A 12044-nucleotide genomic window follows, 5' to 3' on the forward strand; every position below is an offset into this window, starting at 1 on the left:
TGACCGCAGGTCTGGGCGGCATGGGCGGCGCACAACCTGGTCCGTCACCCCGACGTGCCGGCTGCGGTGTTTTCGCACATGTGGGGCACACTGAAACAAGGCTTGCCATGGATGGGCATTGTCAAGAATCGCTGCAAGACCGGTGACCATTACTGGGTTAACGCCTATGTCACACCGGTGTTCGACGGCAATCAGGTGGTCGGTTACGAGTCGGTGCGGATCAAACCCACCGCCGAACAGATCCGCCGCGCCGAAGCGCTCTACCAACGCATCAACCAGGGCAAGTCGGCGATCCCTTCCAGCGATAAATGGCTGCCGGTGCTGCAAGACTGGCTGCCGTTCATTCTGGTCAGCCAACTGAGCTTCGTGATCGGCGCGACCCTGAATTCGCAGTGGGGCTTTGCCCTTGCCGCCGGCTTGTCGGTGCCACTGGGCCTGATGGGCCTGCAATGGCAGCAACGCGGGCTCAAGCGCCTGCTGCGTCTGGCCGAGCAGACCACCTCCGACCCGTTGATTGCACAGATGTACACCGACAGCCGTGGCGCCCAGGCGCGTCTGGAAATGTCGATCCTCAGCCAGGAAGCGCGTCTGAAAACCTGCCTGACCCGTCTGCAGGACACCGCCGAACACCTGACCGATCAGGCCAAGCAGTCCGACGCCCTGGCGCACAACAGCTCCAGCGGTCTGGAACGTCAGCGCGTGGAAACCGAACAGGTCGCCACCGCCGTCAATCAAATGGCCGCGACCACTCAGGAAGTGGCGAGCCACGTCCAGCGCACGGCTGACGCCACTCAGGAAGCCAATCGCCTGACCGGTCGCGGCCGTGACATCGCCGGGGAAACCCGCGAAGCCATTCAGCGTCTGTCCGTGGTCGTCGGGGAAACCGGTTTGACCGTCACTCAACTGGCCAAGGACAGCGACGAAATCGGCGGCGTGGTTGACGTGATCAAAGGCATCGCCGACCAGACCAACCTGCTCGCGCTTAACGCTGCGATTGAAGCGGCACGTGCCGGCGAGATGGGTCGTGGTTTTGCTGTGGTGGCTGACGAAGTTCGCCAACTGGCGCAACGCACCAGCGAATCAACCGGGCAGATTCACGCCCTGATCGCCAAGTTGCAGCAGACGGCTTCGAGCGCCGTGCAAACCATGGAAGCCGGGCATCGCCAGGCCGAAGAAGGTGTGGCACGAGTGCTGGAAGCGGATCAGGCGTTGGTCGGAATCAGCGAAGCGGTGGCCAACATCACCGACATGACCACGCAGATTGCTGCGGCGACCGAAGAGCAAAGTGCGGTGGCTGAAGAGATCAGCCGCAACATCAGCAATATTTCGGAGCTGGCGGATCAGACGTCGGAACAGGCGCATAACTCGGCGTTGTTGAGTGAAGAGCTGACGAAGACTGCGAATACGCAATATTCGTTGGTGGAGCGGTTTAACCGCTGATTGAACTGGCGATAACAAAAAACCCGGATGGCGAGAGCTTCCGGGTTTTTTGTTGCCTTCTGAAAATAGATGTTCTTTGGCAGACCGCTTTCGCGAGCAGGCTCGCTCCCACAGGGGATTGTCGTCGGACAAAAAACTGTGGTCCCGAGCAGTTCCAATGTGGGAGCGAGCCTGCTCGCGAAGAGGCCATTACAGCTAGCGAAATTACTGAGGCAACTTCAGCTTATCCAGCAGTCGATTGACCAACAGCTCGTTGAGCATGATCACCTGTTGCAGCGCCAGCAGCGGTTTGCGTTCCGGGCCGCCGATTGAGTTGGCGATGTTACCGGCCATGGCATGGGCGTATGAAAGCGACTCGCTCGCCTCGACCAGCAGGGTTTCGTCATCCAGCGTGGGGTCGACGATATAGACCGGGCGAAACCTGGGCGAGTTTGGAGGGGCACCCAGTGCTTCGGGTCTGAGGTAGTAGTCGAGGGCGCGATCGGTTGCTTCTTTTGTCTTTTGAGACTCAAGCGCTGGGTCGTGAGGGGTTGGGTCGATGCCCGGAGGGTTTGGCGTGGCTTTGAACATAAATATCTAATTCCTGATCAAGGGCCGCGACCGTTCTCTACTAAAAGAAGGGTGGCGGCTGTGCGCAGGTTAGTAGACCGGAGGAATTAGCAAGACCGGCGCGCTCGAAAGCGCCCTGAGCACAGCCACCATTGAGTACAGGCAGATGCGCCTGACTTTATGGGACCTATGCACTTACTAAAACCATACGGGCTACTAAACCCGACCACTGATGGGCAGTGGCAGGCAAACGATATAGCCCGCGCTATGGTCGTGTAAGCCGGCGGATTCTGGCGTACGCGTAGGTAACGGCGCAAGGTGTTGTAGCCGATATGGCGTAACGGTTCGTGTACTTTAAACGCGCTCGCGGAATCACGTTTACGCACAGGAAATGCTGGACAGTGAGCGCTTCCAGTTTTTTATCGTGTCAGCGAAATAGCCCCTCACCCTAGCCCTCTCCCGGAGGGAGAGGGGACTGACCGAGGTGTTTGGGCAAGGTACGCCGACGTGAAATACCGAGTCGAGCTCAGGTTCTGAAACAGATCAAAAGCCCCTCACCCTAACCCTCTCCCAGAGGGAGAGGGGACTGACCGAGGTGTTTGGGCAAGGTACGCCGACTTGCGATACCGCGTTGAACGCAAATTTTGAAAAGCTCACCAATCGGCTCCCTCTCCCTCGGGAGAGGGCTGGGGTGAGGGGCGAATCCAACGCAAATCAAAAGCCGGCCACGCCGTGCTCTTCACCACTCAATAGGCCGAGTGTCAGCTCGCCTGCTCTTGATCTTGATCCACGGGCGACATCGGAAGGCTGAGTGGAGGGATTCATCCGGGGGTGGGAGCGCAGCGACCGTTTGGCGCAGCCAAATGCATCGAGAGGAGGTGCAGCGAAGCAAACCGTAGGCGATGCGCCCGGATGGATCCCGGAGCGAAGGGACCCCGAGCTTTAGCGAGCGGGCCGCACGTAGGAGCAAGCGTTTTTTTGCTTACTTTTTTTAGGCGTTTGTAAAAAAAGTGAGTCGCCGTAAGGGCGAAACCCTAAGTGGCCGTTACCGCAGCAATGGATATGCACTCAGATCGAAAAATGTGTCGCGTTCAAGATTTCCCCCCTCACCCCAGCCCTCTCCCCCAAGGGGGCGAGGGGGAAGGGAGCCGATCTCCATGCAGTTCAAAATCCAATTCAACTCGATCTACCCCGAAGAAACCCGCTCACACGCTCGGCGGCGCTGGCCAAATGCTGTTCATGGGTAAACCCGGAAACCTTCAAAGGCTTCAGGTCATGATCCCCGGCCGCGAGCCACGCCACCTCAATACTCGGTGACAAGGTGTAAGCCTCGACCGCCTCCCGATTGCCCAGCGCATCCCGCTCGCCTTGCACAATCAACGTCCGCGTCTGCAAAGAAGCCAAATGCTCAACCCGCGGTTTCTCAGGTTTCCCAACCGCATAAAACGGATACCCCAGACAAACCAACGCATCCGCTTCCAATTCGTCAGCCAAAAGACTGGCCATCCGCCCACCCATAGACTTCCCGCCAACGGCCAAAACCCCAGTGACATGACGCCGCACTTCGGCATACACCTCACGCCAACACTCCTGCAATTTCCCCGCAGGATTCGGCGGCCGCTTCACCCCATCCACCCGCCGCTGCGCCATATACGCAAACTCAAACCGCAACACGTTCACACCCAGTGCAGCAAGGCGCCGAGCCATATCGTTCATCCAGTCACTGTCCATCGGCGCACCAGCACCGTGGGCGAGGATCAACGTCGCCGTAGCCTCACCACTGGCGGCGTTCCAGAGCCATCCATGATCACGCACGCACTGCGCCCATTGATCCCCGTCAATACTGGCCTTGTGCTGTTTGTCCATGCTTGCCTCGCTTTTAGTCTGCCTATAACTCCAGACGAAGGATTCGCCGCGTCTTTTGCGCGCGCTCACTTCGGCTGAACCGTGGATGGGGAACCATGAACACTTCTATCAGTACCGCCTACAACTACAAGGTGGTCCGCCAATTCGCCATTATGACGGTGGTGTGGGGCATCGTCGGCATGGGGCTCGGGGTTTTTCTCGCGGCCCAATTGGTCTGGCCCGAACTCAACTTCAATTTGCCCTGGACCAGTTTCGGCCGTCTGCGCCCGCTGCACACCAACGCGGTGATCTTCGCGTTCGGTGGCTGTGCGCTGTTCGCCAGTTCGTTCTACTCGGTGCAACGCACCTGCCAGACCCAGTTGTTTGCACCAAAAATCGCCGCGTTCTGCTTTTGGGGCTGGCAGCTTGTAATTCTATTGGCAGCCATCAGCCTGCCACTGGGTTACACCAGCTCCAAGGAATACGCCGAGCTGGAATGGCCGATCGACATCCTGATCACCATCGTCTGGGTCGCCTACGCCATCGTGTTCTTCGGCACGATCATGCAGCGCAAAACCAAACACATTTATGTGGGCAACTGGTTTTTCGGCGCGTTCATCATCACCGTGGCGATTCTGCACATCGTCAACAACCTTTAGTTGCCGTTGATTTTCACCAAGTCCTACTCGGTGTACGCCGTTGCAACCGACGAGATGGTGCAACGGTTGTACGGCCACAACGCCGTAGGCTTTTTCCTCACCGCCGGTTTCCTCGGGATGATGTACTACTTCGTGCCGAAACAGGCAGAACGTCCGGTGTACTCGTATCGCCTGTCGATCGTGCACTTCTGGGCCTTGATCACCCTGTACATCTGGGCCGGCCCGCACCACTTGCACTACACCGCGCTGCCGGACTGGGCGCAGTCGCTGGGCATGGTGATGTCGCTGATTCTGCTGGCACCGAGCTGGGGCGGCATGATCAACGGCATGATGACCCTCTCGGGCGCCTGGCATAAGTTGCGCAGCGACCCGATCCTGCGTTTCCTCGTGGTCTCGCTGGCGTTCTACGGCATGTCGACCTTCGAAGGTCCGATGATGGCCATCAAAACCGTGAACGCCCTCTCCCACTACACCGACTGGACCATCGGCCACGTACACGCCGGCGCTCTCGGTTGGGTGGCGATGATTTCGATCGGCGCGCTGTACCACATGATCCCGAAAATCTTCGGCAAGGCGCAGATGCACAGCGTCGGTTTGATCAATGCGCACTTCTGGCTCGCGACCATCGGCACCGTGCTCTACATCGCCTCGATGTGGGTCAACGGCATCGCTCAGGGCCTGATGTGGCGCGCAGTCAACGAGGACGGCACGCTGACCTACTCCTTCGTCGAAACCCTGGTGGCCAGCCACCCAGGCTTCGTCGTGCGGCTGATTGGTGGGGCGATCTTCCTCAGCGGCATGTTCCTGATGGCTTACAACACCTGGCGCACCGTGCGGGCCTCGCAGCCTGCTGATGTCGTCGCTGCCGCGCAGATGGCCTGAGGAGTCCGCCATGAAACACGAAACGATTGAAAAGAACGTCGGCCTGTTGATGTTGCTCATGGTGTTTGCCGTGAGCATCGGCGGCCTGACCCAGATCGTCCCGCTGTTCTTCCAGGACGTCACCAACAAACCGGTCGAAGGCATGAAGCCCTACACCGCGCTGCAACTGGAAGGCCGCGACATCTACATCCGCGAAGGCTGTGTCGGTTGCCACTCGCAGATGATCCGGCCGTTCCGCGCCGAAACCGAACGCTACGGCCACTACTCGGTCGCCGGTGAAAGCGTCTGGGATCACCCGTTCCTGTGGGGTTCCAAACGTACCGGTCCGGATCTGGCCCGTGTCGGCGCTCGTTACTCCGATGACTGGCACCGTGCGCACTTGTACAACCCGCGCAACGTGGTGCCTGAGTCGAAAATGCCGGCTTACCCGTTCCTCGTGGAAAACAAGCTCGACGGCAAAGACACCGCCAAGAAAATGGAAGTGTTGCGCACGCTCGGCGTCCCTTACACCGACGAAGACATTGCCGGTGCAAAAGATGCCGTGAAGGGCAAAACCGAAATGGACGCGCTGGTGGCCTATCTGCAAGGCCTGGGCACCATCATCAAAAGCAAACGGTGAATTAGATGGATATCGGGATGATTCGTGGCCTGGGCACCGTTGTTGTGATGGTGGCCTTCATCGGTCTGGCGTTGTGGGTGTTCAGCCCCAAGCGCAAGTCGGAGTTTGAAGACGCGACCTTGTTGCCTTTTGCGGATGATCCCGAAGCCATCAAGCACGTCGAGCAAGCTTCTAGGAGTAACAAAGAATGACTACATTCTGGAGTCTGTACGTCACAGTCCTCAGTCTCGGTACGATCTTTTCCCTGACCTGGCTGCTGCTGTCGACCCGCAAGGGCCAGCGCAGCGAACAGACGGACGAGACGGTCGGGCACTCCTTCGACGGGATCGAGGAGTACGACAACCCACTGCCGAAATGGTGGTTCATGCTGTTCGTCGGCACCATCATTTTTGCCCTGGGTTACCTGGTGCTGTACCCGGGTCTGGGCAACTGGAAAGGCCTGCTGCCGGGCTACAACTACCTCGATAACGACAAGCAGACCGCGTTCGCCAACGGCCAGACCGGCTGGACCGGCGTGCACGAGTGGGAAAAGGAAATGGCCCGCTCGGACGCCAGGTTCGGTCCGATCTTCGCCAAGTTCGCTGCCATGCCAATCGAAGAAGTCGCCAAGGATCCGCAAGCACTGAAAATGGGTGGCCGTCTGTTCGCCTCCAACTGCTCGGTGTGCCACGGTTCCGACGCCAAGGGCGCTTACGGTTTCCCTAACCTGACCGACGCCGACTGGCGCTGGGGCGGCGAGCCGGAAACCATCAAGACCACCATCATGGGCGGTCGCCACGCGGTGATGCCGGCCTGGGCTGAAGTGATTGGCGAGCAAGGCGTTGCCGACGTGGCAGCCTTTGTCGTGACCAACCTGGATGGCCGTAAACTGCCGGAAGGCACCAAGGCTGACCCAGCCAACGGCGGCAAACTGTTCGCCGCCAACTGCGTGGCGTGCCACGGTCCGGCGGGCAAAGGCACACCCGCCATGGGCGCGCCGGACCTGACCCACCCGGGTGCTTTCATCTACGGTTCGAGCTTCGCGCAACTGCAGCAGACCATTCGTTACGGCCGTCAGGGCCAGATGCCTGCGCAGGAACAACTGCAGGGCAACGACAAGGTTCACCTGCTGGCGGCGTATGTTTACAGCCTGTCCCACGGGGAAAAAGCACCGGAAGCGAACGCCGAATAAGGCCAACGCTTGAAACAAAAAAGGCCCCGCCAATGAGAATTGGCGGGGCCTTTTTTCATGTTCACATTCATGACTTGAAACGTTTGCTCAATAGACCTGAGCAGCGACGCCCTGTAGGTTTTTCCCACCCCGATGAGCAGCATCGGGCCAACCTTCAAGGATGAAGCCCACATGTCAAAAAATGACGAAGACACACAGCCCAATCAGCCTCAGCCCCATCACGACGATGGAGCAAAACCCGCACAAACGCCTGTACAACCCAAACGTTCTACATCAACACAAACCGGTAACGGTAGCGGCCTTGACGGCCTCGGCGGCGGCCGATTGCCCTGACAGACAGGGCAGCAAAACACAGCGAACATTTACCCGATATCTTGCGCCCCTGCCCTATGGCATGGGCGCTTTCGCCGGTGCCGTTATGACAGTGATAAACCGATCGTCCGCAATCCACCTTTTCGATTGCCGCGCAAACCCCAAGGTAGTAACGTTTCTACACCCGAATCACTGGAGGCCGAAAATGATGGCCATCACGACCATTTCCAGCCGCGAATTCAATCAGGACACCAGTGCTGCCAAAAAAGCCGCACATCAGGGTCCGGTCATCATTACTGATCGTGGCAAGCCTGCCCATGTACTACTGAGCATTGAGGAGTACCAGAAACTGACCGGTAGCCAGACCAGCATCGTCGATCTGCTGGTTATGCCGAATGCGCCTGACATCGAATTCGAACCTGAGCGCGCCGTCATCACCCCTCGCAGCGTGGACCTGTCTTGATGTTTCTACTCGATACCAATGTCGTTTCCGAGTTGCGAAAACCCCAGGCTGACAAGCAAGTGGTGAGTTGGGCAAACAGCATCGCCCCGGCCAGCCTGTATTTATCGGCCATCACCCTGCTGGAGCTGGAAACCGGCATTCTGCGCATCGAACGCCGCGACCCGCCACAAGGAGGGATGCTGCGCAACTGGCTTGAGCGTCACGTCAAACCCGCATTCTCGGGAAGAATCCTCTCGGTCGATACCTTCGTCGCTACCCGATGCGCACAACTGCATGTGCCTGATCGCAGCAATGAATGCGACGCCTTGATCGCCGCCACCGCACTTGTACACGGGCTGACCCTGGTCACCCGTAACGTTGCGGATTTTCAACTCAGCGGCGTTCATTTGATCAACCCATGGATCGCCGCCAATCACTGATCGTAAAAAGCCCCGCCAGATCACTGGCGGGGATTTTTTTTCATGGGCGTTGGGCAAAGATTGAATGCACCGGCGTGGTATCAATCAATGTTCGATTGCGCCATTGATTGTTCTTCACCAGATAGATCTGCAACTGCTTGCGATCTTCGGTAAAACTGGTAACCAGATAGGTTTGCTGAGACGTACTGCCACTCAGGTACATGGGCACGCGGCCCTCCCAATAGGAATCGCCTCCATCCTGATGCAAATGGCCAGCAAAGATCGCCGTCACTTGATATTTGTTGATCATGTCGCGAAAGCGCTTCCGTTGTTCCTGGGTACCCTTGTACTCCAACGGCTTATGCATATTGATGATGATGGCGTACCCCGAGGCTCGCGCCAGTCTGAGGTCCGTCTCAAGCCAGTCCAGCGCATCATTGATTTCAAACGTTGTCGGGTTCAGTGGATGAGCAATGCGAGTCGTATACGTCGGCTCGTTATTGAGCTGAACCATGTGAACTTCGCCAATGGTCTTTGAATAGGCGAGGCTCCCCGAATACGTCTTGCTCAAAAATCCACTGGTGACTCTCAGGTCAAAACTGTCGACTTTGCCTTCATGATGCTCTTTGAACTCGACGATACTTCCCGCCGCACAGCTATTACTAAAACAGTCATCAACATTGTTTTCATAATCGTGATTGCCCAGGCCGTACAAATAATCACCCTTGAAGTGTTTAGTCAGTAAGTCCTTCATGAACGAGCGCTGCCAGCCATGACCAAAGGCGGTTATATCGCCATTGATCATCAGTGGCACCTGGGCTTGCGCGCCATGCTGCTTCCTGAAATCGGCAATACTCGCAAGCTGAGTATCAACCAGCCACTTGGAGCGAGCATCGAATTCCACGGCGGATTCGGCTTCCCGGTTATCTGTCTTGTCTGTCCAGGGGTATTGAGTATCTGACGCAAAAACCATGTGTTTCGGCATTCCCGTTACAGCCTGAGCGGAGGCGACCGAAGCCCATAAACAAACACTCAGTAAAACGTTTGCAAACTTATTAAAAGCCATACTTTAAATTCCATTTAAATTAATCAGTTGCACGCGAGTACATTTCGCGAAAACAGAAGCTATTCGAAAAAACAGAAAACTTCAAAGCGCAAACCAAGAACAATCAAGTAGATATATTTCAGTCGCAGTAAACCTGCTACACCTGTGTGAAGTTAAGTTTTAAAACATTCATCAGCAACTGGTGCAGTTGAAGCCTGAAGATCGCACCGTGCGTGCCCTCGACATTTCTTGAGCGTGCGAAGGCAATGGCTTCGAAACGACCATTCCCTGACGCAATGGATTAGCCGGCACGGCAAAACCGTCCATACTCAACAAGTCAATTGACCTGCATCAGGCTTTGCTGCATTCGCTACACCATTCAGGTTTTTTACCCAACGCGACCAAAGGTCGCACCCTTGAGCCAGAGCGACAGGCGTATCATTGCGCCACTGCTTCGCCCCTTTTTGACCTTGGTTGGCACGTATCGACCGAGGCATTTTTCCACTGCCGTGGGATGCAATGATGAGCAATCAGATTCCGGTACACGACGTCACACCACCGAGCAAAAACGCGAACAACAGCGTTGACCTTTACGCCTCTCGAGAAAAAATCTACACCCGCGCGTTCACCGGCCTGTTCCGCAATCTGCGGATGATGGGCGGCGCGGCCTTGTTCCTGCTGTATTTCGGTACGGTGTGGCTTAACTGGGGCGGCCATCAGGCCGTGTGGTGGAACCTGCCGGAGCGCAAGTTCTTCATTTTCGGCGCCACCTTCTGGCCGCAGGATTTCATTCTGCTTTCGGGCCTGCTGATCATTGCCGCCTTCGGCCTGTTCTTCATCACGGTTTACGCCGGCCGCGTCTGGTGCGGCTACACCTGTCCGCAAAGCGTGTGGACATGGATTTTCATGTGGTGCGAAAAGGTCACCGAGGGCGACCGCAACCAGCGCATCAAGCTCGACAAGGCGCCGATGAGTGCCAACAAGTTGCTGCGCAAGGCCGCCAAACACTCGATGTGGCTGCTGATCGGTTTTGTCACCGGCATGACCTTCGTCGGCTACTTCTCGCCGATCCGCGAACTGGTCTTCGAGTTCTTCACCGGCCAGGCCGATGGCTGGTCGTATTTCTGGGTCGGTTTCTTCACCCTCGCCACCTACGGCAACGCCGGTTGGCTGCGCGAGCAAGTGTGCATTTACATGTGTCCGTATGCGCGCTTCCAGAGCGTGATGTTCGACAAGGACACGCTGATCGTCTCTTACGACCCGCGTCGCGGTGAAAGCCGAGGCCCGCGCAAGAAAGGCGTCGATTACAAGGCCCAAGGCCTCGGTGACTGCATCGACTGCACCATGTGCGTGCAGGTCTGCCCGACCGGTATCGACATCCGCGATGGCCTGCAAATCGAGTGCATCGGCTGCGCCGCGTGTATCGATGCCTGCGACAGCATCATGGACAAAATGGACTACCCGCGCGGCTTGATCAGCTACACCACCGAACACAACCTGTCGGGGCAGAAAACCCATAAACTGCGCCCGCGCCTGATCGGCTATGCCGTGGTGTTGCTGGCGATGATCAGTCTGTTGGTCACCGCGTTCTTCATGCGCTCGCTGGTCGGTTTCGACGTCAGCAAGGACCGCGTGCTGTACCGCGAGAATGCCGAAGGCCGGATCGAAAACGTCTACAGCCTGAAGATCATGAACAAGGACCAGCGCGACCACACCTACGTGCTGGAAGCCGCCGGTTTGCCCGACCTGCGCCTGCAAGGCAAGCGCGAGATCAAGGTCGCGGCCGGCGACATCGTCAGCATGCCGGTCGAGTTGTCGAGCGCCCCGGAACAACTGCCGTCGAGCACCAACGAGGTGAAGTTCATCCTCAAGGATGCCGATGATGACAGCGTCCACGTTGAAGCCAAGAGCCGATTCATCGGCCCACAAATCCGTTGAGAGAACTGAACATGCCCGCAGCAAACGCCGCAAGTCCCTGGTACAAGCACCTCTGGCCATGGATCATCATCGGGATTCTGGCCTGTTCGGTGACCCTGACGCTGTCCATGGTGACCATCGCGGTGAACAACCCGGACAACCTCGTCAACGACAACTATTACGAGGCTGGCAAAGGCATCAACCGTTCGCTCGACCGTGAATTGTTGGCGCAGAATCTGAAGATGCGCGCGGCTGTGCATCTGGATGACTTGACCGGTGAAGTCGATCTGCGCCTGAGCGGGGACAGTCAACCGAAGACGCTGGAACTGAACCTGATCTCGCCGACGCAGCCGGAGAAGGATCGCAAGATTATCCTGACCCGCAGTGAGACCGAAACCGGGCGTTACATCGGTCAGTTGGGTGACAAGGTTGAGGGTCGTCGGTTTGTCGAGTTGCTCGGCAGTCAGGATGACCATGTGTGGCGCATGTTCGAAGAAGAACTGGTGAGCCATGACAAGGATCTGCTGCTCGGTGATGAGCCGCTACAAGGTGCTGAAGACTTGAAGAAGTGAGCCAAGATCAGAAGCCCCTCACCCTAACCCTCTCCCGGAGGGAGAGGGGACTGATCTCGAGCGCTTGCACGCTTTGTGTATGACAGTGACGATGTCAGCGACTGAATCTGTCCTTCCGGCTCGCGCCGATCGGCGCCCTCTCCCCCCGGGAGAGGGCTGGGGTGAGGGCAAG

11 protein-coding genes and 1 pseudogene are annotated in these 12044 nt (G+C 57.5%); 9 read left to right on the forward strand and 3 right to left on the reverse strand.

Annotated features, from left to right (window positions below):
• The first annotated feature begins 36 nt into the window (after positions 1–36).
• On the forward strand, positions 37–1440 hold the full coding sequence (locus ACIF4X_RS18615) for a PAS domain-containing methyl-accepting chemotaxis protein (protein ID WP_397483283.1): 1404 nt from the start codon (positions 37–39) through the stop codon (positions 1438–1440).
• A 204-nt stretch (positions 1441–1644) separates the two neighbouring features.
• On the opposite strand, the gene ACIF4X_RS18620 is transcribed toward ACIF4X_RS18615, so the two are convergent.
• Positions 1645–2010 (reverse strand): DUF6124 family protein, encoded by a 366-nt coding sequence (locus ACIF4X_RS18620; RefSeq protein WP_397483250.1) that lies wholly within the window; start codon positions 2008–2010, stop codon positions 1645–1647.
• A 1155-nt stretch (positions 2011–3165) separates the two neighbouring features.
• On the reverse strand, positions 3166–3855 hold the full coding sequence (locus ACIF4X_RS18625; protein WP_397483251.1) for an alpha/beta family hydrolase: 690 nt from the start codon (positions 3853–3855) through the stop codon (positions 3166–3168).
• 95 nt (positions 3856–3950) lie between these two features.
• Between ACIF4X_RS18625 and ccoN the strand changes: the two are divergent.
• From ccoN to ACIF4X_RS18655, 6 genes and pseudogenes are all read left to right on the forward strand, one after another.
• A pseudogene (ccoN, locus tag ACIF4X_RS18630) lies at positions 3951–5375 on the forward strand (cytochrome-c oxidase, cbb3-type subunit I).
• Between the two features lie 10 nt (positions 5376–5385).
• The gene (gene ccoO, locus ACIF4X_RS18635) at positions 5386–5994 is read left to right on the forward strand and encodes a cytochrome-c oxidase, cbb3-type subunit II (protein ID WP_397483252.1); all 609 of its coding nucleotides are present in this window, start codon (positions 5386–5388) and stop codon (positions 5992–5994) included.
• Between the two features lie 5 nt (positions 5995–5999).
• Entirely contained in the window at positions 6000–6185 is a 186-nt protein-coding gene (locus tag ACIF4X_RS18640) for a CcoQ/FixQ family Cbb3-type cytochrome c oxidase assembly chaperone (RefSeq protein ID WP_003175465.1), read from the forward strand.
• Complete coding sequence (gene ccoP, locus ACIF4X_RS18645; protein ID WP_122607305.1) at positions 6182–7165, forward strand: cytochrome-c oxidase, cbb3-type subunit III; 984 nt, start codon at positions 6182–6184, stop codon at positions 7163–7165. The genes ACIF4X_RS18640 and ccoP overlap by 4 nt, the downstream gene beginning before the upstream one ends.
• A 520-nt stretch (positions 7166–7685) precedes the next feature.
• Positions 7686–7940, forward strand: coding sequence for a type II toxin-antitoxin system Phd/YefM family antitoxin (locus tag ACIF4X_RS18650; RefSeq protein ID WP_191630901.1), 255 nt, complete (start codon positions 7686–7688; stop codon positions 7938–7940).
• On the forward strand, positions 7940–8359 hold the full coding sequence (locus ACIF4X_RS18655; protein ID WP_397483253.1) for a type II toxin-antitoxin system VapC family toxin: 420 nt from the start codon (positions 7940–7942) through the stop codon (positions 8357–8359). Before ACIF4X_RS18650 ends, ACIF4X_RS18655 begins: the two co-directional genes overlap by 1 nt.
• A 40-nt stretch (positions 8360–8399) precedes the next feature.
• Here the strand turns inward: ACIF4X_RS18655 and ACIF4X_RS18660 are convergent, their stop codons facing one another.
• A complete protein-coding gene (locus ACIF4X_RS18660; protein ID WP_397483254.1) occupies positions 8400–9404 on the reverse strand; it encodes a metallophosphoesterase family protein in 1005 nt (334 codons plus the stop codon).
• A 501-nt stretch (positions 9405–9905) separates the two neighbouring features.
• On the opposite strand from ACIF4X_RS18660, the gene ccoG reads away from it, so the two are divergent.
• Both ccoG and ACIF4X_RS18670 read left to right on the forward strand, forming a co-directional pair.
• Complete coding sequence (ccoG, locus tag ACIF4X_RS18665) at positions 9906–11321, forward strand: cytochrome c oxidase accessory protein CcoG (RefSeq protein WP_397483255.1); 1416 nt, start codon at positions 9906–9908, stop codon at positions 11319–11321.
• An 11-nt stretch (positions 11322–11332) separates the two neighbouring features.
• Positions 11333–11872: a FixH family protein gene (locus tag ACIF4X_RS18670; protein ID WP_397483256.1), complete on the forward strand. Its 540-nt coding sequence runs from the start codon at positions 11333–11335 to the stop codon at positions 11870–11872.
• Positions 11873–12044: the final 172 nt, after the last annotated feature.

The sequence above is a fragment of the Pseudomonas sp. NPDC085632 genome (assembly GCF_044541255.1).
In the GTDB taxonomy this organism is placed as follows: Bacteria; Pseudomonadota; Gammaproteobacteria; order Pseudomonadales; family Pseudomonadaceae; genus Aquipseudomonas.